The organism is Nocardioides abyssi (assembly GCF_030412915.1).
In the GTDB taxonomy this organism is placed as follows: Bacteria; Actinomycetota; Actinomycetes; order Propionibacteriales; family Nocardioidaceae; genus Nocardioides; species Nocardioides abyssi.
In genome coordinates, this window is sequence record NZ_JAUHJR010000001.1 from 727,333 (window position 1) to 752,350 (window position 25,018).

25 protein-coding genes are annotated in these 25,018 nt (G+C 73.7%); 16 read left to right on the forward strand and 9 right to left on the reverse strand.

Annotated elements, in window-relative coordinates; all coding sequences use genetic code 11:
• The first annotated feature begins 118 nt into the window (after positions 1 to 118).
• The gene (locus QWY29_RS03610; protein ID WP_300959283.1) at positions 119 to 1,081 is read left to right on the forward strand and encodes a S1 family peptidase; all 963 of its coding nucleotides are present in this window, start codon (positions 119 to 121) and stop codon (positions 1,079 to 1,081) included.
• Between the two features lie 320 nt (positions 1,082 to 1,401).
• Here the strand turns inward: QWY29_RS03610 and QWY29_RS03615 are convergent, their stop codons facing one another.
• Complete coding sequence (locus tag QWY29_RS03615; RefSeq protein ID WP_300959284.1) at positions 1,402 to 2,022, reverse strand: TetR/AcrR family transcriptional regulator; 621 nt, start codon at positions 2,020 to 2,022, stop codon at positions 1,402 to 1,404.
• A 23-nt stretch (positions 2,023 to 2,045) separates the two neighbouring features.
• Between QWY29_RS03615 and QWY29_RS03620 the strand changes: the two genes are divergently transcribed.
• Positions 2,046 to 3,299 carry an MFS transporter gene (locus tag QWY29_RS03620; RefSeq protein WP_300959285.1) on the forward strand — a complete coding sequence of 418 codons (1,254 nt, stop codon included), beginning with the start codon at positions 2,046 to 2,048 and terminating at the stop codon, positions 3,297 to 3,299.
• A gap of 26 nt (positions 3,300 to 3,325) precedes the next feature.
• Here the strand turns inward: QWY29_RS03620 and QWY29_RS03625 are convergent, their stop codons facing one another.
• Positions 3,326 to 3,955, reverse strand: coding sequence for a hypothetical protein (locus tag QWY29_RS03625; protein ID WP_300959286.1), 630 nt, complete (start codon positions 3,953 to 3,955; stop codon positions 3,326 to 3,328).
• A gap of 147 nt (positions 3,956 to 4,102) precedes the next feature.
• On the opposite strand from QWY29_RS03625, the gene QWY29_RS03630 reads away from it, so the two are divergent.
• Together QWY29_RS03630 and QWY29_RS03635 are read left to right on the forward strand one after the other, a co-directional pair.
• Positions 4,103 to 4,537 carry a hypothetical protein gene (locus QWY29_RS03630; RefSeq protein WP_300959287.1) on the forward strand — a complete coding sequence of 145 codons (435 nt, stop codon included), beginning with the start codon at positions 4,103 to 4,105 and terminating at the stop codon, positions 4,535 to 4,537.
• The gene (locus tag QWY29_RS03635; RefSeq protein ID WP_300959288.1) at positions 4,534 to 5,994 is read left to right on the forward strand and encodes a hypothetical protein; all 1,461 of its coding nucleotides are present in this window, start codon (positions 4,534 to 4,536) and stop codon (positions 5,992 to 5,994) included. The genes QWY29_RS03630 and QWY29_RS03635 overlap by 4 nt, the downstream gene beginning before the upstream one ends.
• Positions 5,995 to 6,118: 124 nt before the next feature.
• Here QWY29_RS03635 and QWY29_RS03640 read toward each other — a convergent pair whose 3' ends face one another.
• Positions 6,119 to 7,585 carry an aminopeptidase P family protein gene (locus tag QWY29_RS03640; RefSeq protein ID WP_300959289.1) on the reverse strand — a complete coding sequence of 489 codons (1,467 nt, stop codon included), beginning with the start codon at positions 7,583 to 7,585 and terminating at the stop codon, positions 6,119 to 6,121.
• 76 nt (positions 7,586 to 7,661) lie between these two features.
• Between QWY29_RS03640 and QWY29_RS03645 the strand changes: the two genes are divergently transcribed.
• From QWY29_RS03645 to QWY29_RS03670, 6 genes are all read left to right on the forward strand, one after another.
• On the forward strand, positions 7,662 to 8,783 hold the full coding sequence (locus tag QWY29_RS03645) for a PrsW family intramembrane metalloprotease (protein ID WP_300959290.1): 1,122 nt from the start codon (positions 7,662 to 7,664) through the stop codon (positions 8,781 to 8,783).
• Positions 8,780 to 10,549: a dynamin family protein gene (locus QWY29_RS03650; RefSeq protein WP_300959291.1), complete on the forward strand. Its 1,770-nt coding sequence runs from the start codon at positions 8,780 to 8,782 to the stop codon at positions 10,547 to 10,549. Before QWY29_RS03645 ends, QWY29_RS03650 begins: the two co-directional genes overlap by 4 nt.
• Before the next feature lie 45 nt (positions 10,550 to 10,594).
• The gene (locus QWY29_RS03655; RefSeq protein WP_300959292.1) at positions 10,595 to 12,244 is read left to right on the forward strand and encodes a GTPase; all 1,650 of its coding nucleotides are present in this window, start codon (positions 10,595 to 10,597) and stop codon (positions 12,242 to 12,244) included.
• Between the two features lie 233 nt (positions 12,245 to 12,477).
• Positions 12,478 to 12,954 (forward strand): single-stranded DNA-binding protein, encoded by a 477-nt coding sequence (locus QWY29_RS03660; protein ID WP_300959293.1) that lies wholly within the window; start codon positions 12,478 to 12,480, stop codon positions 12,952 to 12,954.
• Positions 12,955 to 13,041: 87 nt separating this feature from the next.
• Positions 13,042 to 14,724, forward strand: a complete 1,683-nt coding sequence (gene ettA, locus QWY29_RS03665; protein ID WP_300959294.1) for an energy-dependent translational throttle protein EttA — start codon at positions 13,042 to 13,044, stop codon at positions 14,722 to 14,724.
• A gap of 172 nt (positions 14,725 to 14,896) precedes the next feature.
• The gene (locus QWY29_RS03670) at positions 14,897 to 15,670 is read left to right on the forward strand and encodes an alpha/beta hydrolase family protein (protein WP_300959295.1); all 774 of its coding nucleotides are present in this window, start codon (positions 14,897 to 14,899) and stop codon (positions 15,668 to 15,670) included.
• Positions 15,671 to 15,725: 55 nt separating this feature from the next.
• On the opposite strand, the gene QWY29_RS03675 is transcribed toward QWY29_RS03670, so the two are convergent.
• Positions 15,726 to 16,217, reverse strand: a complete 492-nt coding sequence (locus QWY29_RS03675) for a MarR family winged helix-turn-helix transcriptional regulator (protein ID WP_336621820.1) — start codon at positions 16,215 to 16,217, stop codon at positions 15,726 to 15,728.
• 75 nt (positions 16,218 to 16,292) lie between these two features.
• On the opposite strand from QWY29_RS03675, the gene QWY29_RS03680 reads away from it, so the two are divergent.
• Positions 16,293 to 17,408, forward strand: coding sequence for a DNA glycosylase AlkZ-like family protein (locus QWY29_RS03680; protein WP_300959296.1), 1,116 nt, complete (start codon positions 16,293 to 16,295; stop codon positions 17,406 to 17,408).
• A 1-nt stretch (position 17,409) separates the two neighbouring features.
• Here the strand turns inward: QWY29_RS03680 and QWY29_RS03685 are convergent, their stop codons facing one another.
• Positions 17,410 to 18,624: an acetyl-CoA C-acetyltransferase gene (locus QWY29_RS03685; RefSeq protein ID WP_300959297.1), complete on the reverse strand. Its 1,215-nt coding sequence runs from the start codon at positions 18,622 to 18,624 to the stop codon at positions 17,410 to 17,412.
• A gap of 69 nt (positions 18,625 to 18,693) precedes the next feature.
• Between QWY29_RS03685 and QWY29_RS03690 the strand changes: the two genes are divergently transcribed.
• Complete coding sequence (locus QWY29_RS03690; RefSeq protein WP_300959298.1) at positions 18,694 to 19,554, forward strand: acyl-CoA thioesterase; 861 nt, start codon at positions 18,694 to 18,696, stop codon at positions 19,552 to 19,554.
• Between the two features lie 40 nt (positions 19,555 to 19,594).
• Here the strand turns inward: QWY29_RS03690 and QWY29_RS03695 are convergent, their stop codons facing one another.
• Entirely contained in the window at positions 19,595 to 20,176 is a 582-nt protein-coding gene (locus QWY29_RS03695; RefSeq protein WP_300959299.1) for an RNA polymerase sigma factor, read from the reverse strand.
• Positions 20,155 to 21,018: a hypothetical protein gene (locus QWY29_RS03700; protein WP_300959300.1), complete on the reverse strand. Its 864-nt coding sequence runs from the start codon at positions 21,016 to 21,018 to the stop codon at positions 20,155 to 20,157. The genes QWY29_RS03695 and QWY29_RS03700 overlap by 22 nt, the downstream gene beginning before the upstream one ends.
• Positions 21,019 to 21,268: 250 nt before the next feature.
• On the opposite strand from QWY29_RS03700, the gene QWY29_RS03705 reads away from it, so the two are divergent.
• Positions 21,269 to 21,967: an acyltransferase gene (locus tag QWY29_RS03705; RefSeq protein ID WP_300959301.1), complete on the forward strand. Its 699-nt coding sequence runs from the start codon at positions 21,269 to 21,271 to the stop codon at positions 21,965 to 21,967.
• 4 nt (positions 21,968 to 21,971) lie between these two features.
• Here QWY29_RS03705 and QWY29_RS03710 read toward each other — a convergent pair whose 3' ends face one another.
• Positions 21,972 to 22,364: a globin gene (locus tag QWY29_RS03710; protein ID WP_300959302.1), complete on the reverse strand. Its 393-nt coding sequence runs from the start codon at positions 22,362 to 22,364 to the stop codon at positions 21,972 to 21,974.
• 99 nt (positions 22,365 to 22,463) lie between these two features.
• Between QWY29_RS03710 and QWY29_RS03715 the strand changes: the two genes are divergently transcribed.
• Positions 22,464 to 22,892: an OsmC family peroxiredoxin gene (locus tag QWY29_RS03715; protein WP_300959303.1), complete on the forward strand. Its 429-nt coding sequence runs from the start codon at positions 22,464 to 22,466 to the stop codon at positions 22,890 to 22,892.
• 130 nt (positions 22,893 to 23,022) lie between these two features.
• Here QWY29_RS03715 and QWY29_RS03720 read toward each other — a convergent pair whose 3' ends face one another.
• Positions 23,023 to 24,042: a mechanosensitive ion channel family protein gene (locus QWY29_RS03720; RefSeq protein WP_300959304.1), complete on the reverse strand. Its 1,020-nt coding sequence runs from the start codon at positions 24,040 to 24,042 to the stop codon at positions 23,023 to 23,025.
• A 114-nt stretch (positions 24,043 to 24,156) separates the two neighbouring features.
• On the opposite strand from QWY29_RS03720, the gene QWY29_RS03725 reads away from it, so the two are divergent.
• Together QWY29_RS03725 and QWY29_RS03730 are read left to right on the forward strand one after the other, a co-directional pair.
• Positions 24,157 to 24,519, forward strand: a complete 363-nt coding sequence (locus QWY29_RS03725; RefSeq protein WP_300959305.1) for a hypothetical protein — start codon at positions 24,157 to 24,159, stop codon at positions 24,517 to 24,519.
• Complete coding sequence (locus QWY29_RS03730) at positions 24,497 to 24,895, forward strand: DUF5130 family protein (RefSeq protein WP_300959306.1); 399 nt, start codon at positions 24,497 to 24,499, stop codon at positions 24,893 to 24,895. The genes QWY29_RS03725 and QWY29_RS03730 overlap by 23 nt, the downstream gene beginning before the upstream one ends.
• Positions 24,896 to 25,018 lie beyond the last annotated feature (123 nt).

The following is a 25,018-nucleotide window of genomic DNA, read 5'->3' on the forward strand; positions in this document are numbered from 1 at the left end:
GCCCGAGTGGTGCCGCGGGTCGTCTAGTGCCAGCAGGCGTACCGGCATCCGTTCTCGGCTGAACGTCTAGTGTCGCCGAACTGTCATCGGACGGGTGCTCTTATGACAGCATTACGCGATGGCTGACAAACACGTGCCCGGTAGGCATGCAGAGTACGACCGGCAGGACGAGTCTCCGTTCCGTCTCGGCAACCTCAGTCTGGCGCGCGGCGAGGAACGCGACCTGGGTTCGCATGAAGGATTCCGCGACTGGCTCATGCCTGTCATCACAGCGCGGAATGGGCAAAAGCGGGTTGAGGGTACCGCGGTGTGTGTCGGACCGGGTGCATACATCACCGCTGGTCACGTCGTGGCCCACCTCGGGCGAGCCTTAAACGGGACGCCGAACGCGTGGATCGCGAGGACAAAGGGGAGCAACGACCCCGATGATCCCGCGAGTTCCCGCGGACAGATGCTGGCCGTCGATAACTATCGAAGCTTGGGAAGTGCAGACCTTGCATCGATCGGTACATCATTGCCGGCCGGAGGCGACGGACACTTCGCCGCGGTCAGGTGGAGCCTGCGCATGCCGAAGCGCAACGAGTTGGTAGCCATACTCGGATACCCCGAAGGGACCGCGCAGTGGACCTGGGGAGGGGACACAGGCTCGGACCCGACCGACGTCGTTCTGGAGTACCCGTTGCGAGTGGGCGTCGGTGTCGTGACGGCGCAGCAGACGAGCTGGGCGCTCGGTGGAGTCCGCCCATCGCCGGGCTTCGAGACGGACGCACCGATGTACTCCGCCATGTCAGGCGGTGCCGTTCTCGACCAACGAGGCCGCTTGCTTGGGTTCGCGGCTACCTCGACCGAACCGGACGAGTACCCGGATTGGAACGGATTCGTCACGCTCGCAGGTGTGGCGTTCCAACTCGAGGTCGACTTGGCCACGCCAAGCGGCGCGAAGCAGAAGAATGTGCCGGTCGAGGCGCTTCTTGATCAGTTCATCCCGTACGACCTCGACGACACGTTCCAAGGGAAAGACCCAGAGACAGGACGGCCTCGCTACTGCCTACCGGACGTCGATGAGAGTCCTGGTTGTTGAGGGCGAGGAACGTGATCCGGATTCACTGGGGCAGATTAAATCACCGGCTTCGCTGAACACCCGTCCCGTGAGAGCCGCCGCTCATCACGGGAGGCGGTCCGTTCTCTCGAACTAGCGCCAATGAGGGTCACTGGAACGGTGGTGCCGTTCTCGGGGTTAGAAGGTTGCGTTCCCGATCGGTCGACGGTGGTCGCAGCAAGAGGGTCGGAATGCGCTGGTGAGAACTGTATTTCCTACCCCCCACGGAGGCGTGGACCGGTGCGCGTGCGCGCGCCCGGTCCGCGCGCAAGTCTAGGGGCCGCCCGACGCGGGGCGACGACTCAGGCAGGCACGTCGCCGAGCGCGCCGGTGCCTCGCGCAGCGGCTGAGTCCCAGGCCGCCGCTGCGTCCACCAGCACCGCGGCCACGGCCCGGGCGTCCGCCGTCGCCACCGCCCGGCCGGGCCGCAGCCGCATCCCCAGCGCGCCGGTGAAGACCAGGGCGACCGCCTCGGCCAGCTCGTCGGCCCGGTCGCCGGCGACCGGCTCGGCCAGGGTGCGCAGCCGCGTGTGCAGCGACTCGCTCTCCTGGGCGACGGCCGTGGCGAGGACGGGCGGCGGGTCGGCGTACGCCGCCGCGGTGCCGAGGAACGCGCACCACCGCGCCCCCGTGGCGCGGGCGCGGAAGTGCTCCAGCGCGTCGAAGACCGCCAGCAGCCGGTCGCGCTCCGAGCCGGCCCGGGCGACCGCGTCGTCCCAGACGGCCTGCCACTCGGCGTGCCGGCGGTCGAGAGCGGCGGCGACGAGCGCCTCCTTGCTGGGGTAGGCGCGGTAGAGCGTGGCGGGGGAGACCCCGGCCCGCTCGAGGATCCGGTCGACGGGCGTCGCGGGGTCGCCGCTGGCGAGGAGCAGCTCGTCGGTCGCGTCGAGGAGCCGCGTCCGGGTGCTCTCACGGGTGCCCACCAGGCCGAGTCTAGGCTGACGAAGTGAAACGATCGTTTTCGTTCGGGTCGGCTCGGGACACGGCGCTCGTCGTCCTCGGCACCGGGCTCATCGCGGGCACCTACGGACTGGTGCGGCTCGCCTACGGGTTGTTCCTGCCCGACATCGAGCGGTCGGTGCCGCTGGGGTCGGCGCTGGCCGGCTACGTGTCGTCGGGTGCGTCCGCGGCGTACTGCCTCGGCGCGCTCGTCGGTGTCGTCGCCGCCCGGCACCCGCGGTTGCTCGTCGCCGCGGCCTTCGCGACCGCGGCCGGAGGCGCCCTCGGCATGGCGGCGGCGCCCGGGACGGGGCTGCTCGTGCCGTCGGTGGTCCTCGCCTCGACCGGCGCCGGGCTCGCGTCGCCGGCGATGGTCGGGGTCGTCGCCCGGTCGCTCGCGCGCGACGACGTCGACCGCGGCCAGGCGGTCGTGAACTCCGGCACCGGGCCGGGCCTGGTCGGCGCCGGCGTGCTGGCCCTGGCCGTGCCCGACTGGCGCGCGGGGTTCGTCGTCAGCGCCGTGCTCACCGCGGCGGCCGGCGTCGCCGTGCTGCTCCTCGACCGCGGCCCCGGCGCGGCCCCGGAGACCGACGCGTCGGGCACGTCCGCCCCGCGTCGTACGTCGCCGGGCGGCCGCACCTGGATGACCGCGCTCGGGTGGCCGCTGCTGGGGGCGCTGCTGCTGGGCGTGGCGTCGGCGCCGGTGTGGACCTACGGCCGCTCGCACCTGGTGGCGTCCGGCGCCGGCGACACCGGCTCGGTGCTCGCCTGGATCGCCCTCGGCGCCGGGGGAGCGGCGACCGTGCTGACCGCCGGAACCCTGAGCGCGCGCCCGCCGACGCGGGCCTGGGCCCTCACGACCCTGGTCGTCGCGGCCTCGGTCGCGGCCCTGACGGCTCCGGGCCGACTGCCGGCGGCGGGCCTCGCGTGCGCCGTCTTCGGCTGGTCCTTCGTCGCGGCCACCTCCGCCCTCATCGCCTGGGTGACCGAGGTCGACGGCGACCGCGCCGCGGCCGGGACCTCGGCGGTGTTCGTCGCGCTCGTCATGGGGCAGGCGGCGGGCTCCGCGGCCGCCGGGGCGGTCGCCGACGGAGCCGGCCTCGGGGTCGCGTTCGTCGGCGGTGGAGTCGCGGCGGTGGGGGCCGCCGCGGTCGGCGCGGCACGGAGCCACCGCGAGCCGGGCGACCGGCCGGACGGCGGGTCAGGTGCGGCTGCGTCGCCCCGGCCGGCCCCCGCAGGTGCGCGACCGGACCGACCATGACCGGGCGCAGCCGCTCGACGTCGCGGCTACTGCCACTCGACGCTGGCCAGGACCGGCTCGATGATCGCGTCGCGGCGCTTCTGCCTCATGTCCTCGGGCGTGTTGAAGGTGATCGAGACCTGCTGCTGGTCGTAGAGGGTGATGAAGATGTCCTCCCGCCCGAAGACGCCCGGGGCGACGACGTGGGCCACCTCCACCCCGTCAACGACGCGCCGGGGCTGCCTGCGGGTCTTGGACCGGTCGGTCGTCGACTGCACCGTGGCGCGCTCGAGGTCGTCGAGGTCGGCCGTGGAGGACCCGGAGATCGAGGACAGGATCATGTCCACGCCGAACATGAACTCCTTCGGCTGGGCCTGGGCCTGGTTGCCGAACGCGTTCGGGACCTTGCGCCACCCGTCGGGGGCACGCAGCGTGATCCGGTCGCGCTTCAGCACGGGCCCCGTCGCGGGGTCGACGCCCGGCGTCGCCTCCGCGTCGGCCGACCCGTCGGCCGAGGAGCTGGCGCTCGGCGCGTCGCTGGTCGTGCCGGCGGTCGCCCCGGACGTGGCGTCGCCACCGGTCGAGGGCGACGCCGAGGGGTCGTCGTCGCCGGAGCAGGCGCTGAGGGCCAGGGCCGCGGCGAGCAGGATCGCGACGGCAGTGGGACGTCGGTGCACGTGGTCTCCCGAGATCGGCGGAGGGGCGGTCTGCTGACCTGACGAACGGCAGCGTACGGGGGCTGACAGATTGGCGTTTCAGCCGCGCTGTGCTCGGGTAGACCGGGTGGGTCGACCAGGACTCGGTCGGTCAGGAAGGAGACTCGGGTGTATCTCGCGGACCTAGGGGCGTCCTACGGCGCGGTGGCCGGTGCGGCGAAGGACGTCGTGTTCGACCCCCAATCAGCAGCGGACGTGATCGCGCTGCTCGACGAGACCATCGGTGAGATCCGTGCCGACAGGGTGCGGACCGTCGGGCCGACCTCGTTCGGCACCCTGCCCAGCGCGACCTCGCTCGCGCACCACACCCAGCTGGCGCGTGACGCGATCGTCGACTCCCTCATCGACCTCCGCGCCGGCCTCCAGGTGTACGCCGACAACGTCAACGCCTACCGCCAGGACATCTACGGCACCGACGAGGCCGTGATGACCGAGAACATCGCGCCGCTCCAGGCCGGCATCGACTGCACCTCGGGCAACGTCCCGGCCCAGAACGACCCGACCGCTGCCCAGTGCACGGTCCCCGGCGGGAGTGACGCGTGATGAAGGGTCCCGAGCAGCAGAAGCTCGAGCAGACCGTGACCGCGGCCGCGGTCGAGGAGGTCAACACGACCACCGCCAACTGGAACGCGCTGGGCACCCAGCTCGTCGACCTCGCGCGCCGCATGCGGTCCGAGGTCAAGCCGAAGGTCGAGCAGGGCATCGGCGGTGACACCGGCGTCCAGATGCAGACCGCGTTCGAGTCCTCCGCGGACTCGATGGTCGACAAGCGCACCAGCGTCACCACCGGCGCCACCGCTCTCGCCGACGCCGCGGCCGCCATCGAGGAGGGCAAGGCCGCGCTCGCGAAGATGCGTCCGCTCTCCATGCCGACGGCCCCGTCGCCCTCGCCCGGCCCGGCCACCGACGCCGACGTGCAGGCGCAGAAGGACTACGACTCCGCCATGGGCACCTACTGGGCGGACTACCAGCACAACGAGTCGCTGGCCCGGGAGACCACGACCAAGATGGACACCACCTTCACGGCCAGCACCCAGGCGATGAAGGCGGTCCACGGCATCCCCGACCCGCCGCCCGTGCCCCCGCCCTACACCGGTGGCCCCGGCGCGGGCGGGTCCGGTCCCACGACCTCGGCCAAGGCCCGGCTCGCGCACCTGGAGACGATCGGCACGCCGACCCAGCAGACGCCCACCGAGACGCCGGAGCAGACCCCGACCACGACGCCTCCGACGCCCACCGTCCCGACACCCACCGTCCCGACGCCGACCACCCCGCCGATCGACCCGGGCCCGGGCACGCCGCAGGGCCCCAACCTCCCCGGCACCGGCACGCTCGGCCCTGCCCAGCCCGGGGTCGGCGGCTCGCCGGCCGGCTCCATCGGCGTCGGCGCCGGCGGTGCCCTCGGCGGGATCGCCGGCGGTGCCGCGGCCGGTGGCCTGCTCGCCGGTGGCCTCGGCCAGGGCGGCGGCCTCGGCGGCATCCGTGGCGGCGCCGCTGCGTCGGCCGGCCAGGTCCGTGCCATCGGCAGCTCGAGCCGCAGCGGCTCGGCCGGGGCCCTCGGCCGCTCGGCCGTCGCCGGGACCGGTAGTCCCACCTCGCGGGCCGGCGCTGCCGGCCGCGGAGCGGGCGCCACGCCTCGCGTCGGTGCCGGCGGAGCAGGCGCAGGAGCGGGTCGCAGCGGTGCCGGAGCCCGCGGCGGGGCCGGCGGTCGCGCCGGCGCTGCGGGTGCGGGCGGTCGTGGCGGAGCGGCGGCAGGTGCGGGCACGCGTGGCGCAGCCGGGCGCAGCGGCGGTGCTGCCGGAGCGGCCGGTCGTGGCGCCGGGACGTCCGGGGCCGGTCGGAGCGGCCGTGGCGGTGCTGGCGGTGCCGCGGGCGCCGCGGGTGCGGCGGGCGGCAAGGGCCGTGGCCGCGAGCGCGACGACGCCGTCGACCACGAGCACTACGAGGACGGCTGGGACTGGCTCGGCGAGGACCAGGTCGCCCCGGAGGTGCTCGACTGACCTGCTCCCCGGGTCGGGCAGCGGCCCGGAGAGCGAACGGCCCGGCCCCGTGCGGTGATCCGCACGGGGCCGGGCCGTTCTCCGTCGTACGCCGCGTGGCTCGCGCCCGCGGCGGGCTCGCGGGTCAGCCGCGCGTCGGCACCCGCGCGGCCATCCAGGCCTCGATGTCGTCGGCGGAGCGGGGGAGGCCGGCCGAGAGGTTCCGGGCCCCGCCGGCGGTGACCACGACGTCGTCCTCGATCCGGATGCCGATGCCGCGCAGCTCCTCGGGCACCAGCAGGTCGTCCTCCTGGAAGTACAGGCCCGGCTCGACCGTGAGCACCATGCCCTCGGCGAGCGTGCCCCGGGCGTAGGACTCCGGTGCGGCCTGGCCGCAGTCGTGCACGTCCATGCCGAGCATGTGGCTGGTGCCGTGCAGCGTCCAGCGGGCGTAGACCTTGTTGTCGGGGTCGAGCGCCTGCTCGGCCGGCACGGGCAGCAGGCCCATGTCGTCGAGCGCGTGCGCCAGCACCGACATCGCGGCGTCGTGCGCGGCGGTGAACGGCACGCCCGGGCGGACGGCGTCGATGCCGGCCTGCTGGGCGGCCAGCACGACGTCGTACAGCTCGCGCTGCCGCGGGGTCCACGTGCCGTCGACCGGCAGCGTGCGGGTCACGTCGGCGGTGTAGAGGTTCTCGCCCTCGACGCCCATGTCGAGCAGGACCAGCTCACCGGGGGTGATGGCGCCGGAGTTCTCGATCCAGTGCAGCGTGGTGGCGTGCTTGCCGCCGGCGACGATCGAGTCGTAGCCGATGTCGTTGCCCATCGCGCGCGCCCGGCGGAAGAACGTGCCCTCGATCCAGCGCTCGCCGTAGCGCAGGACGTTGTCCCACTCGCGCACGGAGTCCTCGAAGCCGAGCGTCGTGGCGTCGCAGGCCGCCTGCAGCTCGTCGAGCTCCCAGGTGTCCTTGAACAGGCGCATCTCGGAGACGACGCGCGCCAGGTCGCCGTCGAGGCCGGCGTCACCGGGGAGCAGCCGGTCGACCGGGGCGGAGATGCCGCGGTGGACGCGGGTCTTGGCCGGCCTCAGCGCGGTCAGGTCGTCCTGGAGCCGGTCGACGTGGCGGACCTCGATGCCGAGGGAGGAGGAGATCTCGTGCAGGGACGGGCGGCGTCCGGCCCACAGCTCGCCGTACTGCCGGTCGCGGAAGAACTCGTCGGTCTCCCGCGAGGAGCGCGGACGCGCGTAGAGCACGGCGCTGCCGTCGGCCTCGATGACCAGGACGGCGTCGCTGGTCTGGTTGCCGGTGAAGTAGGTGTGGGCGGTGTCGGGGCGGAAGCGGTAGTCGGTGTCGTTCGACCGCACCTTGTAGGTCCCGGCGGGCAGCACCAGGCGCTCGCCGGGGAAGGCGGCGGCCAGGTGCTCGCGACGCCGCGCGGCCCACCGCGCGACCGGGTGCGGGGGCAGGTCGAGCTCGCGGTCGCCCCAACCGGTGCGCATGAAGGAGGAGTACGCCGCCGGCACGGCGGGGTCGTGGGACTCGGTGCGCGGGGCGTCGGCCGGGTCGTTCTTCGGCTGCGCGGGGACTTCCGGGGTGGTCTGCTCGCTCACCCCTCCACTGTAGGTCGCCGAGCGGGTGCCCGTCGCGACGCAGGAGGCCGGGCCGCCCACCGATAGGCTGCGCCCTGTGTCGGCACCGCGCAGGGACAGCCTCGCCTTCACGGTCGTCGTGACCGTGCTGGTGGTGCTCTGCGCAGCCCTGATGCTGCTGGTCATCGCGCTCTCCGGCGGCCCGCGCACCCTGCTGGTCGCGACCGTGCTGGCGGCGCTCCCGGTGGGGCCGGTCGTGGCCTGCTACCTGTGGCTGGACCGCTACGAGCCGGAGCCCAAGCGGCTGCTGGCGGCCGGCCTGCTGTGGGGCGCCTTCGTGGCCACCGCGGCGGCGATCGTCGTGCAGGGCGTCGGCGGCCTGGCCGTCGGGGTCACCGAGGCGGCGAGCCTCGCGATCGTCGCGCCGATCACCGAGGAGGCCAGCAAGGGGCTCTTCCTGCTGCTGCTCCTGTGGTGGCGGCGTGCGGAGCTCGACGGGCTCCTCGACGGCCTCGTCTACGCCGGCATGGTCGGCGTGGGCTTCGCGTTCACCGAGAACATCCTCTACCTCGCCGCGGCCTACGACGGCACCGACGGGATGGGCCCGGGCGGCACGGAGGCGCTGACGACGACGTTCGTGGTCCGCTGCCTGTTCAGCCCCTTCGCCCACCCGTTCTTCACCACGTTCATCGGCATCGGCGTCGGGGTGGCCGTCGCGTCGCGCTCCGGCGCGGTGCGCGTGCTCGCCCCGCTGACGGGCTACGCGTTCGCGGTGGCCGCCCACGGGCTGTGGAACGGCTCGACCGTCTACGGCTTCGGCAGCTTCGCCGTGGTCTACGTCGTGCTGATGGCGCCGGCCCTGGTCGGCGTCGCCTGCCTGGCGGTGTGGGCGCGTCGCAGCGAGCGGCGGATGCTCACCGTCGCCCTCTCCGACGCCGCGCAGCGGGGCCTGGTCCCGGCCACCGACATCGGTTGGGTGACCGACCTGCAGGCCCGCCGACGGGCGCGCGCCCACGCCCGGGCGCTGGGCGGGCCCGGCGCCGAGCGCGCCATGCGTGACTACCAGCAGGCAGCCGTCGAGCTCGGCTTCCTCCACCACCGCTTCCTGCGTGGTACGCCGCCGCCGGACTTCGCCGCGCGGGGCCAGGAGTACGTCGCGAGGATCGGCGCCGTGCGCCCGTCCATCGCCTTCCCCGGACAGGTGGTACCCACCCGATGACCCCCGAGCAGACCGCCCCGACCAGCGGCGACAGCCGGATGCTGACCGCGCTCGTGCAGCTGCGCAGCGCGCTGCAGGCCGCCGCGCTGCCGCTCGACCTGCCCGGTGCGGACGACCAGCGCCAGGCCCGCCAGGAGATGGTCGACCAGCTCGAGGACTACGTGATCCCGCGGCTGATGACCATCGACGCCCCGCTGCTGACGGTGGTCGGCGGCTCGACCGGCGCCGGCAAGTCCACGCTGGTCAACTCCCTGGTCGGCACGCGCGTGACCACGCCGGGCGTGCTGCGCCCGACGACGCGCTCGCCCGTGCTGGTGCACCACCCCGACGACGCCGAGTGGTTCGGCCAGGACCGCCTGCTGCCGGACCTCGAACGGGTCCAGCACTCGACCAACGACCCCGACGCGCTGCAGCTGGTCCCCTCTGCCTCGGTGCCGCGCGGACTCGCGATCCTCGACGCCCCCGACGTCGACTCGGTCGAGGAGCGCAACCGGCTGCTGGCCGCGCAGCTGCTCGCCGCGGCCGACCTCTGGCTCTTCGTCACCTCCGCGGCGCGGTACGCCGACCAGGTGCCGTGGGGCTTCCTCAAGCAGGCCGCCGAGCGCTCCACCGCCGTCGCGGTCGTGCTCGACCGCACCCCCGACGAGGCGATCGAGACCGTCGCCGCCCACCTGGCGCGGATGCTGGCGAGCCGGGGGCTCAAGGACTCCCCGCTGTTCACCGTCACCGAGGGCTCGATCGACGAGGACGGGCTGCTGCCGGCCTCGCACGTGGCCGACATCCGCGGCTGGCTGGAGTCGCTGGCCTCGGACTCGGACGCCCGCGCCGCCGTGGTCAAGCAGACCCTCGAGGGCGCGATCCGCACGATGACCGGCCGGTCCTTCCGCGTCGCGGCCGCCGCCGACGAGCAGGTCCAGGCCGCGCGCCGGCTGCGCGAGGACGCCGACCGCGCCTACGACGGCGCCGTCGCCGGGGTCCGCGAGGCCTGCGCGGACGGCACGCTGCTGCGCGGCGAGGTGCTCGCGCGCTGGCAGGAGTTCGTCGGCACCGGCGAGCTGCTGAAGTCGCTGGAGAACCGCGTCGGCTGGCTGCGCGAGCGGGTCGTCAACGCGGTCAAGGGCAAGCCGCAGCAGGCCGAGCGGGTCACCGTCGCGGTCGAGTCGGGCCTCGAGACGCTCGTGCTCGAGCACGCCGAGGCCGCCGCCGAGCGCGCCGAGGCCGCCTGGCAGCAGTACGCCGCCGGGCAGGCCCTCCTCGCCGGCGCCGACCAGGACCTCGGCCGCGCCTCGCGCGAGCTGCGCCGCCAGGTCGAGCGCGCGGTCCGCGAGTGGCAGCAGGACGTGCTGGAGATGGTCCGCACGGAGGGCGCCGACAAGCGCACCACCGCCCGGTTCCTGGCGTACGGCGTCAACGGCCTCTCGGTCGCCCTCATGGTCGTGGTCTTCGCCAGCACCGGCGGCGCCCTGGTCGGTGCCGAGGTCGGTATCGCGGGCGGCAGCGCCGTGCTCGGCCAGAAGCTGCTCGAGGCGGTCTTCGGCGACCAGGCGGTGCGGTCGCTGGCCGAGCGGGCCCGCCGCTCGCTCGACGTACGCATCAGCGGGCTGCTGGACGCCGAGCGGCGCCGCTACGTGACCGTCCTCGACGGTCTCGGCCTGTCGACGGCTGCTCCCGAGCAGCTGCGCCAGGCGGCGCGGCGCGTGGACGACCTGCGCTTCGCGGCCAGCCGCAGCGACCTGGACCAGGGCAGCTCCGCCGGGGACGCCTAGGGTGTCCCCACAACCGACCGTCCGCGCAGCAGCTGTAGGGAGACCATGACGTCCGTGCTCGAGGGTGCCAAGAAGCTGGTCACCCGGGGGACCGACATCGGTGCCCGGATCGAGGGCCTCGAGGCCGCCGTCCAGGCCGGGCGGGGGCGCCTCGACGACGAGGTGCTCGACCACGCCGGGTCCGTCGCCGAGCGCGCGGCCGGCCGGCTGCGCCTCTCCGCCGACCACACGGTGGTCGGCATCGCCGGCGCGACGGGGTCGGGCAAGTCCTCGACGTTCAACGCGCTCACGGGCCTGGAGCTCTCGGCGGTCGGTGTGCGCCGGCCGACCACGTCGTGGGCGACCGCCTGCGTGTGGGGCGCCGACGGCGCGACCGAGCTGCTGGAGTGGCTGGGCATCCCGCCGCGCCACCAGACCACCCGCGACTCGCTGCTCGACAGCCGTCGCGAGGACGCCGCGATGGAGGGCGTGGTCCTGCTGGACCTGCCCGACCACGACTCGACCGAGGTCTCCCACCACCTCGAGGTCGACCGGCTGGTGCAGCTCGCCGACATGCTCGTGTGGGTCCTGGACCCGCAGAAGTACGCCGACGCCGCCATCCACGACCGCTACCTCGCGCCGCTGCAGACCCACGCGGACGTCATGGTCGTCGTGCTCAACCACATCGACACCGTGCCGGAGGAGCGCCGCGACGCGATGGTCGCCGACGTGCGCCGCCTGCTGGACGCCGACGGCCTGCCCGGTGTGCCGGTCATCCCGGTCAGCGCCCGCCACGGCATCGGCCTCGACGACCTGCGCGGCGAGATCGCCTCGCGGGTCAAGGCCAAGAAGATGACCCGCACCCGCCTGGAGGCCGACCTGCGCGGTGCCGCGGAGGCGGTCCAGGCCGTCAGCGGCACCGGACGCACGCGCACGCTGCCGGGCTCCCGGGTCGCCGACCTCGAGAGCGCCGTCGCGGACGCCGCCGGCGTGCCGACCGTCGTCGACGCCGTCGAGCGCTCCACCCGCATGCGGGCCGGGCGCGCCACCGGGTGGCCGCTCGTGTCCTGGATCTCCGGGCTCAAGCCCGACCCGCTCAAGCGGCTCCACCTCGACCTCGGCTCGGCCGGCAAGGAGCTGACCGGCCAGGCCCGCTCGTCGGTGCCGACCGCCACGCCCGTGCAGCGCGCCCGGGTCGACACCGAGGTGCGCCGCCTCGCCGACGACGCCTCCGAGGGCCTCGCCCGCCCGTGGGAGGAGTCGGTACGCCGCGCCTCCACCGCGCGCCTCGACGACCTGCACGACCGCCTCGACCTCGCGCTGTCGCAGACCGACCTCGGCGTCGACCGCCTCCCCGGGTGGGCCGGCCTCGTCCGCGTGCTCCAGTGGCTGCTCGTCCTCACCGCGGCCGTCGGCCTGGGCTGGACCGTGCTGCTGGTGCTCTCCGGGACGCTCGGCGACGACTCCACGCCCAAGCTGGCCGGGATCGCCCTGCCGCTCGTGCTGCTGGTCGGCGGGATCCTCCTCGGCCTGCTCCTCGCGCTCGTGTGCCGCTTCCTCGTCGCCGCCACCGCGCGCCGACGCGCGGCCGTCGCCGACAAGCGGCTGCGCGGCGCCGTCCACGAGGTCACCCACGAGCTCGTGGTGCAGCCGCTCGAGGCCGAGCTGCAGGCCTACACGGTCGTGCGCAACGGCCTCGGCGCCGCCCTCGCCTGACCTCGCCGGGCCGCCCGCTCCGGGGTGGTCGAGGTCGTCGAGAGGCCCCGCAGCGACGTCTCGCGACCCCGGGCCCACGGCCCACCTGCTCTCCACACCGCACGCCCGGACGGCGTCCTCCCCAGGCCGGGCCGGACCGTCCCCGGACCGTCGGCGTCCGCGCGGAGCCTCGTGCCCACGACCGAGGACGGCCGAGCAGCGGCCCGTCCCGTCGCGAGACGAGGAGAGACATCGTGAGCAACGAGACGACCGTGACGCTGCAGGGCTGGGTCGGGGGCGACGTGACCGTCCGGCAGGCCGGTGACGCCCAGGTGGCGAGCTTCCGCGTGGGGGCGACGCCCCGCCGCTTCTCCCGCAAGGCGGGGGACTGGGTCGACGGCGAGACGCAGTGGTACACCGTCAACGCCTGGCGCGCGCTGGGCGACAACGTCGCGGCCTCGGTCCGCCGCGGCGACCCCGTGGTGGTCCACGGCCGGCTCAACGTCAGCACCTGGATCAGCTCGGCCGGGGTCGAGGTGACCTCGTTCGAGGTCGAGGCGACCTTCGTCGGCCACGACCTGGGCCGGGGGCGGAGCGCCTTCACCAAGACACCCCGGCCGGTGTCGGCGTCGGCGGAGGCGCACTCGGACGCCCCGGAGGGGTCGCCGGTGGGCACGTCCGCGGGCGAGGTGCCGGCGGGGGAGGCGGTGGCCGCGACGGCGGCGGCCTGAGCGCCGTCCGGCGGGACGGCCCGGCGGCGGCCGTCCCGCTCACCCCCGACGGGTGTTCCGGGCCGTTCCCAACTAGGCTCGGGGACCATGGCGGAATATGTCTTCACCCTGCGCAACGTGCGCAAGGCCCACGGCGACAAGGTCGTCCTCGACAACGTGACCCTCTCGTTCCTGCACGGGGCGAAGATCGGCGTGGTCGGGCCGAACGGCGCCGGCAAGTCGTCGCTGCTCAAGATCATGGCCGGGCTCGACCACGCCAACAACGGCGACGCGATCCTCGACCCCGAGGCGACGGTGGGCATGCTCCAGCAGGAGCCGCCCCTCACCGAGGGCAAGACGGTGCTCGAGAACGTCGAGGAGGCCGTCGGCGAGATCAAGGCCAAGCTCGACCGCTACAACGCGATCAGCGAGCAGATGGCCGACCCCGACGCCGACTTCGACACCCTGCTGGCCGAGATGGGCGACCTGCAGACCGACCTGGACCACGCCAACGCGTGGGACCTCGACTCGCGCCTGGACCAGGCGATGGACGCGCTGCGGTGCCCGCCGGCCGACGCGGTCGTCGACCACCTCTCCGGTGGCGAGCGCCGCCGCGTCGCGCTGTGCAAGCTGCTGCTCCAGCAGCCCGACCTGCTGCTGCTCGACGAGCCCACCAACCACCTCGACGCCGAGTCGGTGCAGTGGCTGGAGGGTCACCTCAAGTCCTACCCCGGCGCCGTGCTGGCCGTCACCCACGACCGGTACTTCCTGGACAACGTCGCCGAGTGGATCGCCGAGGTCGACCGCGGCTCGATCCACGGCTACGAGGGCAACTACTCGACGTACCTCGAGACGAAGAAGGACCGGCTCAAGATCGAGGGCCAGAAGGACGCCAAGCGCGCCAAGATGCTGGAGAAGGAGCTGGAGTGGGTCCGCTCCAACCCCAAGGCCCGGCAGGCCAAGAGCAAGTCCCGCCTCGCCCGCTACGAGGAGATGGCCGCCGAGGCCGACCGGATGCGCAAGATCGACACCTCGGAGATCAACATCCCCGCGGGTCCGCGCCTCGGTGACGTCGTGCTCGAGGCCAAGGGCCTGACCAAGGGCTTCGAGGGCCGCACGCTCCTCAACGACCTGTCGTTCTCGCTGCCGCGCGCCGGCATCGTGGGCGTCATCGGCCCCAACGGCGTCGGCAAGACCACGCTGTTCCGGATGATCACCGGCGGCGAGGAGCCCGACGCGGGCCAGCTCACCGTCGGCCAGACCGTGAAGATCTCCTACGTCGACCAGAGCCGCGGCGGCCTGGACCCGCAGAAGAACGTCTGGGAGGTCGTCTCCGACGGGCTGGACTTCATCAAGGTCGCGAACTTCGAGATGAACTCCCGCGCCTACGTCGCCTCCTTCGGCTTCAAGGGCCCGGACCAGCAGAAGAAGGCCGGCGTGCTCTCCGGCGGCGAGCGCAACCGCCTCAACCTCGCGCTGACGCTGAAGATGGGCGGCAACCTGCTGCTGCTCGACGAGCCCACCAACGACCTGGACGTGGAGACGCTGTCCTCCCTCGAGGACGCGCTGCTCGACTTCCCCGGCTGCGCCGTGGTCACCTCCCACGACCGGTGGTTCCTCGACCGCGTCGCGACCCACATCCTGGCCTGGGAGGGCGACGACGAGGACCAGGCCAAGTGGTTCTGGTTCGAGGGCAACTTCGCCGCCTACGAGGAGAACAAGATCGAGCGGCTCGGAGCCGACGCCGCCCGCCCGCACCGGGTCACCCACCGCCGCCTGACCCGCGACTGACCCGGACGACCTGAGACCGACCCGCGTGTGGCCTGCCGGTTGAGGCAGGCCACACGTCGGACCTCATAACCACGCGGTCCTGCGGTCGTTGGCCTCTCCGACAGGCCCCATCCGGGGCCGCTTGGGGGGAGGACCCATGAGGATCCGGCGATCAGCCGTCGTCAGTGCGGTCGTGGTGGCGCTGGGAGTCGCCGCCGCGCTCGTGGTGGCACCGATGCTCAGCACCGGCGCGAACGGTGGGAGCGAGAAGGGGCCGTCGACGGTCCGCAGCACGTTGGCGGGGCAGTCCGTGCGGCTGTCGCTGCCCGGCCCGGAGCCCAAGGGCCTGGTGATCTGGTTCCACGGCCAGGGCGGCAACGTCAACGACCGCGTGGACGGGCCGTGGCTCGACGCGCTGCGCCGCGACGGGTGGGCGGTGGCCTCCTCGGAGTTCCACTCCCAGTCGTGGGGCAACCCGGCCTCGACCAAGGACACCCGGCTGCTCGTGGACTGGGCCGAGAAGCAGTCCGGGGCCGAGGCCCGTGTGTGGGTCTCCGGCTCGATGGGCGCCTCGATCGCGCTCAACGCGCTCACCCACGGCGTCCGGGCGCCCGCCTGCTGGTACGGCGTGAAGCCGGCCCTCGACCTGACCCGGATGGACCAGGTCCCCGGCGGTCCCGGCTACATCCGACGCGCCTACGGCGGCGGCCCGGTGCCGGGCGACCGCAACCCGATCGCCAACGTCGCCAAGCTGCCGGCGGACACCCGCTACCGGGTGGTCTCGTCCCAGCAGGACGAGTGGGTGATGTACGACGAGAACACCCAGCCGCTCGTGCAGCAGCTGCGCGCCCGCGGCGCCGACGTGAGCCTGCTCGACGTCAAGGGCGGCCACGCCGACCCCTCGCACTGGAACGCGCGCGACCTGGTGGCGTACGCCGACTCGTGCGCGGGCGGCGACGACGCCTGACCTCCGGCGTCCTCCGGCGTTCCCGGGGCCCGGGGGTGGAGAACGGTGCGGGGCCTCAGCCCTGACGGATCTCCATCTCCGGGTGGGCGGTCACCAGGTGGTCGCTGACCGCGCCCATGACCCGGCCGAGGGCGGCGAAGTCCGCGTCGTCGGCGAGGTCGACCAGGTGCTCGCGCACCCCGCGGACGTGGACGGGCGCCGCCCGGCGCAGCAGGTCCATGCCGTCGTCGGTGAGCGTCGCGACGATGCCGCGGCCGTCCTCGGGCGAGCTGGAGCGGCGCACCAGCCCGGCCTTCTCCATCCGGGCGACGGTGTGGGTGACCCGGCTGCGGCTGTGGGCCAGGGCGTCGGCCAGCTGGGCCATCCGCATCTGGCCGTCGCGCTCGGAGAGCCGCACGAGGATCTCGTACTCGGTCAGCGAGATGTCGAAGTGCTGGCGCAGGTCGTCGTCGAGCCGGTCGAAGAGCAGCGTCGTGCCCATCACCAGCGAGCGCCAGGACCACTGCTGGTCCGCGTCGAGCCACCGGGGTTCGCCTAGCTGTGCCACGGGGCCACTCTAGGGCCGGGGCGGCCTCCCACGGCGCAGGCCGGCACCGTCGGCGGGCTCGGGCACGATGGGCCCATGTCCACCGTCGTCCCGCGTGACGCCGTGCTCCGCCGCCGGGTCCGCGCGCAGCAGCTCGACCGCGAGGCCGGCCCGGGCGGGCCGCACGCCGACGCCGCCGTCCTTGACCTGGGCGTGCAGGACACCGGTCCGGACGGTGCCCGGTGGGCGCTGGCGCTGCGGGGCGCGGCGCTGCCCGACGGTGCGGGCGTGCTGGCCTGGACGCTGCGCGGCGCTCCGCACCTGCACCGCCGGTCCGAGGCCGCCGAGGTCGCGGCGGCGACCGCCCCGTGGTCGGAGGACGACGCGGCGAAGCGCATCTTCGACGCGAGCCGGCCGCTGCGGGCCGCGGGCGTCCCGGTCCTCGACGCGCTCGACGAGATCGGTCGCGTCATGCGCGAGGTCGTCACCGGCCCGGTCGTCAAGGGCGAGGTCTCGCGCGCGCTGACCGAGCGGTTGCCGGCGGCGTACCTGCGCGAGTGCCGGCCGTGCGCCGCGGTGCACGCCCACGAGCAATCCTTCCGCCTCGCCGCGCTGCGCGCGGGGATCGAGCTGGAGCCCGGGACGTCACCACCGGTGCTGCGGCCGGTGCCGGGGTGGCGCGGCCGCGCCGACCGGGTGCCTGAGCACCTCGACGTCGTGCGCGCGCTGCTGCGGCTGCTCGGCCCGGCGACGCCGCAGGAGGTGGCGGCGTACGTCGACGCGCCGGTGCGCGACGTGCGGGCGCGCTGGCCCGAGGACGCCGTCGAGGTGGAGGTCGGTGGCGGGCGGCGCAGCCTGCTGGCCGCCGACCTGGACGACCTGCTCGCCGCGGACGACGGGAGCCCGGGGCTCGTGCGGCTGCTCGGCCCCTTCGACCTGTTCCTGCAGGGGCGCGACCGGGAGCTGGTCGTGCCCGACGAGGCCGCCCGCAAGGACCTCTGGCGCACCCTGGGCCGGCCCGGCGGGGTCCTCGTCGGTCACGAGGTGGCGGGCACCTGGCGACCCCGGTCGAGCGGGAGCCGCCTGCGACTGCAGGTCGTGCGCTGGGCCGGGGGCAGGTGGCCGGCCGCGGTCCGCCGCGGGATCGAGCGGGAAGCAGAACGCCTGGCCACGTTCCGTGGCCAGGCGTTCGCGGGGTTCGTCGAGGAGTGACTCAGATCCGCTCGAGGATCATCGCCATGCCCTGACCGCCGCCGACGCACATCGTGATGAGGCCGGTGGTCTTGTCGTGCCAGTCGAGCGAGTTGAGCATGGTGTTCTGCAGCCGGGCTCCGGTCATGCCGAACGGGTGGCCGACCGCGATCGCGCCGCCGTTGACGTTGAGCCGGTCGAGGTCGATGCCGAGGTCCTGGTAGGACGGCACGACCTGCGCGGCGAACGCCTCGTTGATCTCGACCAGGTCGATGTCGCCGATGCTCATCCCGGCGCTCTTGAGGGCGTTCTTGGTCGCCTCGACGGGGCCGAGGCCCATGATCTCGGGGGAGAGGCCCGAGACGCCGGTGGAGACGATCCGCGCCAGCGGGGTGATGCCCAGCTCGGCGGCCTTGGTGTCGGACATGATGACGACCGCGGCGGCGCCGTCGTTGAGGGCGCAGCAGTTGCCGGCGGTGACCACGCCGTCCGGGCGGAAGACCGGCTTGAGGTCCTTGAGCGCGTCGTACGTCACCCCGGCGCGCGGGCCGTCGTCGGTGGAGACCACGGTGCCGTCGGGGGTGGTGACCGGGGTGATCTCGCGGGCCCAGAAGCCGTCGTTGATGGCCTTCTCGGCGAGGTTCTGCGACCGGACGCCGAACTCGTCGAGCTCCTGGCGCGAGAGACCACGCTGCTTCGCTACGTTCTCGGCCGTCTGGCCCATCGCGATGTAGATGTCGGGGAGGGTGCCGTCCTCCCGCGGGTCGTGCCAGTCGACGCCGCCCTCGGCCGTCTTCTTGGTGCGCTCCTGCGCTTCGGCGAACCTCGGGTTGTGGGTGTCGGGCCAGTGGTCCGACGTGCCCTTGGCGAAGCGCGAGACGGTCTCGACGCCGGCGGAGATGAACACGTCGCCCTCGCCGGCCTTGATCGCGTGGAACGCCATCCGGCTGGTCTGCACCGAGGAGGAGCAGTAGCGGGTGATCGTGGCGCCCGGGACCTGGTCGTAGCCCATGAGGACGTTGACGATCCGCGCCATGTTGTTGCCGGACTCGCCACCCGGGAGGCCGCAGCCGAGGTAGTGGTCGTCGATGGTCGTCGGGTCGAGCTCGGGGATCTTGTCCAGCGCCGCCTGGACGATGGTCGCGGTGAGGTCGTCGGGACGGAGGTCCTTCAGCGACCCCTTGTTGGCGCGGCCGATGGGGGAACGCGTCGCGGAGACGATGACGGCTTCGGGCATGCAGGTACTCCGATCTCGGGGTGGTGTGCCGACTCAGCGTAGAGGAGGAGCGGCTGGGAGGATCGGGACGTGCGTCACGTCTACGAGTGCCCGGTTCGCTGGGCCGACCAGGACCCGCTGGGTCACGTCAACAACGTGGTCTACGTCGACTACCTCCAGGAGGCGCGGGTCGACATGCTGCGCACCCACGGGCGGTCGCGGCAGGCCGAGGAGCTCGCCGAGGGCGTGGTCGTGGTCCGCACCGAGGTCGGCTACCGCGCCCCGTTGTTCTTCGACTTCCGCCCGGTCCTCATCGAGTGCTGGGTGACCGAGGTGCGCGCCGCGACGTTCACGCTCGCCTACGAGGTCTTCCACCAGCGCGAGGACGGCACCCGCAAGGTCTACCTGCAGGCCTCGACGGTGCTCACGCCCTACGTCTTCGCCGAGGAGCGGCCGCGGCGGCTGACCGCCGAGGAGCGGGAGTCGCTGGCGGCGTACCTCGAGCCCACCGAGGTCGCCCCGCGCGCGACCTTCAGCGAGCGCCCGGCCTCCGCCGGGCAGTACCCGGTGCAGGTCCGGTTCTCCGACGTCGACGTCTACCGCCACGTCAACAACGTGACCTACTTCGAGTACTTCCAGGAGGCGCGCATCCACTACTTCGCGCAGGTGTGGCGCGAGCCCGCCCGCACAGCGCGGCAGCCGGTGCTCGTCATCGCGCGCAAGGAGGTGGAGTACCGCGTCCCGGTGCTGCACCGGGAGGAGCCGTACGACGCCTGGTCGTGGATCTCGCGCGTCGGCACCACGTCGTTCGACGTGCAGGCCGAGCTGCGCGACGGCGACACGGTGCTCGCCCGCGCCCACACCACAGCGGTGGTCGTGGACCCGGAGGCACAACGGCCGACGCCGCCGGCCCCGGCGTTCCGCGACGCGCTCCTCGCCCAGCTGGGCTGAGGGCCACCGAGGCGCCGCAGCGGTACGGCGGCCCCGGCGCTCAGGCGCTCGGCTGCGTGCTGTGCTCGACCTCGGGCCCGACGTCGAGCACGCCGAGGCCCCGCAGCCGGCGCAGCCCGCGGTGGCGGGCCACCCGGACGGCCACCGCGCTGATGCCCAGCGCCCGGGAGGTCGCCTCGACGTCGAGGCCCACCACCTCGAGGCAGCCGACCACGTCGCGCTCGCGCGGCGGCAGCTGGGCGAGCACCTCGCGCACCCAGTCACGGCCGACGAGGTAGGTCTCGGGCGCCTCGACGGGCGTGTGGACCTCATGGACGTCGTCCTCGCCCACCGGGTCGGTGCGTCGGCGGTCGCTCTTGCGGCGCGCGTTCATGCCGAGGTTGCGCGCGATCCCGAACAGCCAGCCCGCGAACTGGTCGCCGCTCCCGGTGAACTCGTGGATCTTCGTCGCCGCCGTCAGCCACGCCTCGGCCGCGACGTCCTCGGCCGCCATCGCCGAGTCGCCCGAGGGCCGGACCTGCAGCCACACCACCAGGCGGCCGGCGTGCGCGGCGTACAGCTCCCGCCACGCCTCCTGGTCACCGCCCTTGGCGCGCTCGATCAGCTCGTCGTCGGCGTCCAACCACGGCCCCCGTCGGTCGCCCCGCCCTTGCCCCCGTTGCCGTTGCCCCCGTTGCTGTTCCCGTTCCCGTTGTTGGTGCCCGGGCCGTTGCCGGGGTTGTCCGAGCCGGTCCCGTTCCCGTTGCCGCTGTTGCCGCCGTTGGCACTGCCCGGGCCGTTGCCGTTGCCGTTGCCGTTGGCGTTGGCGTTGCCCTGGCCCTGGCCCTGGCCCTGGCCCTGGCCCTGGCCCTGGCCCTGGCCCTGGCCGTTGTTCGTCCCGGGGCCGTTGCCGTTGTTGCTCCCGGGACCGTTGCCACTGTTGCTGCCGGGACCGTTGCCGTTGCCGTTGCCGTTGCCGAGTCCGGGCGGAGCGACGGACGTCGGCACCGGCGGAGGCAGGGTGCCGGTCTGGCCGGGTGCGTCGCCGGACTGCCCGGGGGTGGTCGGCTGGCCGGACGGCGCCGCGCCGGGGGAGGCGCCACCGGACGGGGTGCGCGACGGTCGGGCGCTGGGGCTGCGGCGGCCGTCGGAGCCGGTCCCGTCGGCGTCGGAGCTGGCGGTGCTGCCGGGGGAGCCCGGCGCCTCGCTCGCGGGCCGGCTCGGCACCTGGGTCGGCGCCTGCTTCGTGGGCGTCTCCGAGGTGGACCGCTGCTGCTCGACGACCGCCGCGATCGCGGCGCCGCTGCCGGCGAGCGCGAGGACGGTGCCCGCGACCACGCCGGTGCGGAACCACGGCGAGCGGCGGGCGGGTGCGGGAGCGGGTGCGGAGACGGCTGCGAGGTTCGCCAGCCGGGCGATGAAGGCGTCGTCGGGCTCGACGGCGGGCGGGTCCACCCGCAGCCGGTCCGTGTCTGGTCGTGCCATGTCGCCGCCTCCGTCCGCGTCGAACGGTAGCGCCCGAGCGCGCCACCGTGCGGAGCCCGGCACCGCATCCGCAGCACCCCGCTCCACCGCTACCTGTCGCGACCACCGCGCGGTGTTACATCCGCCGGGCCGCTGGTCGAGCAGGGCGGTGGGCATGTCACCGGGTTTCGAGACAGGCGCCAGCGCGCCTTCCTCAACCAGCGGTGGTCGGCCTCGACCAGCGGGGCAACGGGGGCGCTAGGGTCCGGCCGTGCATCCCGTCGCCCGCCTGCTGAACCGTGCCGTCCACGCCGGGTGGCGGTGGGTGGACCGGGCCGGGGAGATCGTGCCGGGGACGCGGGCGGCGGAGGAGTTCGGGTCGTTCGGGGCGGGGGCGTGCATCGACTTCCCGCCGGCGACGATCCTCAATCCCTCCTCGATCCACCTCGGTGCCGGGACGTTGGTCGGGCGGCAGGTGACGCTGTCGGTCGGGTGGGGCGTGGGGGAGCAGGTGCTGCCGCCGCGCGGCCTGGTCATCGGCGACCGCTGCATCGTGGGGGCGCGCACCAGCATGACCGCGCACGAGTCGATCGAGATCGGCGACGACGTCTTCTTCGGCCAGGGCGTGTTCGTGACCGATGCGAGCCACGGCTACCAGGTGCCGGACCGGCCCATCGGGGCGCAGTTCGGCCCGTCGGACCCGGTGGTGGTCGGCGCCGGCTCGTGGATCGGGCACCACGCGGTGCTGCTGCCCGGGACGCGGCTGGGCCGCAACGTCGTGGTCGCCGCGGGCTCGATCGTCCGCGGCGTCGTGGAGGACCACGCGGTGGTCGCCGGCAACCCGGCGCGCGTGGTGCGGCGCTACGAGCCCGGGGTCGGCTGGGTCGGGTCGCGCGGCGACGTACGCCCCGAGCTCGCCGACGACCTCGCCTTCCTCGAGGACCCCCTCGACGAGGCGGCCGCCCGCTGACCGCTCAGGTCGCGGCAGGCGGTTCGTCGAGGGTGTTGACCATGAACTGCGCGGCGTGGGTGACGTACTCCCAGAACTGAGCGTCCTGCTCGGGCGTCAGCTCCACCGAGTCGAGACCGGCCCGGAAGTGCTTGAGCCAGTGGTCCTTGGACTCGGGCGTCACCCGGAACGGCGCGTGCCGCATGCGCAGCCGGGGGTGGCCGCGGTTCTCGGAGTACGTCGTGGGGCCGCCCCAGTACTGCACGAGGAACAGCAGGAACCGCTCCTCGGCCGGGCCGAGGTCCTCCTCGGGGTACATCGGGCGCAGCACCTCGTCGGTCGCCACGCCCTCGTAGAACCTCGCGACGATCCGTCGGAACGTCTCGAAGCCGCCGATCTCCTCGTAGAACGTGGTCACGCGTCCATTCTGCCGACGCCCGTCCAGCCCGTTGAATCCGCGTGCCAGACTCGCGACGACCAGACCTCAAGCCGCACCAAGCACAGGAGTGATCGACGCATGGCAACGACGCGCACCGCGCAGACCACCTGGCAGGGCTCCCTCCAGGAGGGCTCCGGCTCCGTGGAGCTCCAGTCCTCCGGCGTGGGGACCTTCGACGTCTCCTGGCCCTCCCGGGCCGAGTCGGCGAACGGCAAGACCAGCCCCGAGGAGCTCATCGCCGCCGCGCACTCCTCGTGCTTCTCGATGGCCCTCTCGGCGGCGCTCTCCAAGGCCGGCACCCCGCCGACCACGCTGGAGACCAGCGCCGAGGTCGAGCTGACCCCGGGCACAGGGATCACCGGCATCAAGCTCACCGTCGTCGGCACCGTCGACGGCATCAGCGAGGAGCAGTTCGTCGAGGCCGCCACCGGCGCCAAGGAGGGCTGCCCCGTCAGCCAGGCGCTGGCCGGCACCACCATCACGCTGGACGCCTCGCTCAAGGCCTGACCCAGCACCCGCACGACCCAGCAGCACCCCGCAGCACACGACGGCCCGCCCGGATCGATCCGGGCGGGCCGTCGTCACGTCGTACGCCGCGCGGCGCGCCGCGTGGTGCGCCGTGTGGTGCGGGCCGTGCTCAGGCGTCCTCGTCGGCGCTGCGGCCGCCGCCGGACCGGGCGTCCTCGCGGTGCCACACCACCCGCTGGGCGAAGGGGATCTCGATGCCTTCGTGGTCGAAGCGGGACTTGATCCGCTGCCGCAGCTCGCGGGCGACGGCCCAGTTCTCCAGCGGCACGGTCTTGACCATGATCCGCAGGTTGATCGAGTCCGCGGCGAGCATCTCCACGCCGGTCACCTCCGGCTCCTCGATGAGCAGGTGGCGGTAGTCCTCGTCCTCCCACATGCTCCGGCCGACGTCGGTCAGGACCTGCTTGGCCAGGGTGAGGTCGGTGTCGTAGGCGACGCCCACGTCGATGACGGCGCGCGACCAGTTCTGGCTGAGGTTGCCCACCCGGAGGACCTCCCCGTTGGGCACGTACCAGACGGTGCCGTCGAGCGACCGGAGCCGGGTGACCCGCAGCGAGACCGCCTCGACGGTGCCGATGGCGTCGCCCAGGTCGACGACGTCGCCGACGCCGTACTGGTCCTCGAAGATCATGAAGATCCCCGACAGGAAGTCCTTCACCAGCGACTGGGCGCCGAAGCCGAGCGCGACGCCGACGATGCCGGCGCTGGCGATGATCGGCGCGATGTTCACCCCGAGCTCCGAGAGCACCATCGTGCCGATGATCGCGACCAGGATGCCGGTGATGACGCTCTTGAGCAGGTCGCCCATCGTCTTGGCGCGCTGCACGCGACGGGTCTGCGTCGCCGCGTCCCGGGCGGCCACCACGTTCACGGCCCGGCCGCGGCGCGGGAGGCGGCTCACCTTGTCGGGCAGCACGCCGTCCTCGGCGCTCGCCACGAGGCGGTCGACGAGCTTGTGCAGGACCCAGCGGACGACCAGGCCGAGCAGCACGAGCCCGGTGATCGCCAGCGGCTTGCCGATGATGACGTCCGCGACCTCGGCCGCGGTGTCGTTGCCGAACCACTTGAAGGCGACCTCGCAGGTCTGCTGGCCTTCCTCACAGGGATCGGTGCTGGCGAGGGAGAACATGGGGGCCATGTCTAACAGGTGGGCCGTGGTCTGCCGAAGGGCTCGGCCGCCGGTGTGACCCATCCGACCGGACGCCGGTCGGGGCGCGCCGGCGGGTGCGGATACCCTGGCCCCGTGACCGCTTCGACCAGCCTCCTTCGTCGCGCCGCCGCCCTGTTCGCCGGCCTCCTCGTCGTCCTGACCTCCGGCGTCGTGCTGGCCGCTCCGGCCGGCGCGGACGTGCCCGAGGGCTGGTCCGACCCCGACCCGGTCAACACCCTCGAGGCGCTCCTGCTCCTCGGCGGCGTCCCGCTCCTGCTCTTCGTGCTCATCTGGCTGGCCGTCTACGCGCCCGCGCTCGCGCGCGGCGAGCGCGTCGCGGCCGGCTCGACCACCGTCGAGGACCAGTGGATCGGCGGTCCTCGCAAGACCACCGCCGAGCTGGCCGGCCCCGACGGCGACGAGTCGCAGGCCGGTGGCGCCAGTGCCCGCTGGTGACCAGCTGACCGACGCCCAACGGACCCGCCTCGACGAGGCGATCCGCGCGGCCGAGCGTCACTCGCGCGTCGAGTTCTCCGTCTTCATCGGTACGGCGGCGGGCGACCCGCGCTCGTTCGCCACCCAGCTGCACAACTCCCTCGTCGCGCCCGCGCGCAGCATCCTGGTGCTGGTCGACCCCACCGTCCGCGCGCTCGAGATCGTCACCGGCGGCTGGGTCCGTCGCACGCTCACCGACAAGGAGGTCGAGCTCGCGGCGCTGCACATGCAGCAGGCCTTCGGCGAGGACGACCTCGTCGGCGGCCTGGTCCGCGGCATCCACATGCTCGCCGACCACGCCCGCCCGGCGCAGACGCTGCACGCCCCCGACGCCTGAGCCTGCGTCCTCTGCGCTCGGCCGGTTGGTCGCCGGCTGGTTCGTCCCGGGCTGGTTGAGGAAGGCGCGCAGCGCCTGTCTCGAGACCTGGCGGCTTGTCCGACGTCCCGGCGGGTTTCGAGA

What these genes read in the sequence shown, in the direction of transcription:
- QWY29_RS03610 (WP_300959283.1), top strand. Translation starts at nt 119, where the DNA reads ATGGCTGACAAACACGTGCCCGGTAGGCATGCAGAGTACGACCGGCAG.
- QWY29_RS03650 (WP_300959291.1), top strand. Translation starts at nt 8,780, where the DNA reads ATGACCCCCGAGCAGACCGCCCCGACCAGCGGCGACAGCCGGATGCTG.
- QWY29_RS03655 (WP_300959292.1), top strand. Translation starts at nt 10,595, where the DNA reads ATGACGTCCGTGCTCGAGGGTGCCAAGAAGCTGGTCACCCGGGGGACC.
- ettA (WP_300959294.1), top strand. Translation starts at nt 13,042, where the DNA reads ATGGCGGAATATGTCTTCACCCTGCGCAACGTGCGCAAGGCCCACGGC.
- QWY29_RS03680 (WP_300959296.1), top strand. Translation starts at nt 16,293, where the DNA reads ATGTCCACCGTCGTCCCGCGTGACGCCGTGCTCCGCCGCCGGGTCCGC.
- QWY29_RS03685 (WP_300959297.1), bottom strand. Translation starts at nt 18,624, where the DNA reads ATGCCCGAAGCCGTCATCGTCTCCGCGACGCGTTCCCCCATCGGCCGC.
- QWY29_RS03700 (WP_300959300.1), bottom strand. Translation starts at nt 21,018, where the DNA reads ATGGCACGACCAGACACGGACCGGCTGCGGGTGGACCCGCCCGCCGTC.
- QWY29_RS03715 (WP_300959303.1), top strand. Translation starts at nt 22,464, where the DNA reads ATGGCAACGACGCGCACCGCGCAGACCACCTGGCAGGGCTCCCTCCAG.
- QWY29_RS03720 (WP_300959304.1), bottom strand. Translation starts at nt 24,042, where the DNA reads ATGTTCTCCCTCGCCAGCACCGATCCCTGTGAGGAAGGCCAGCAGACC.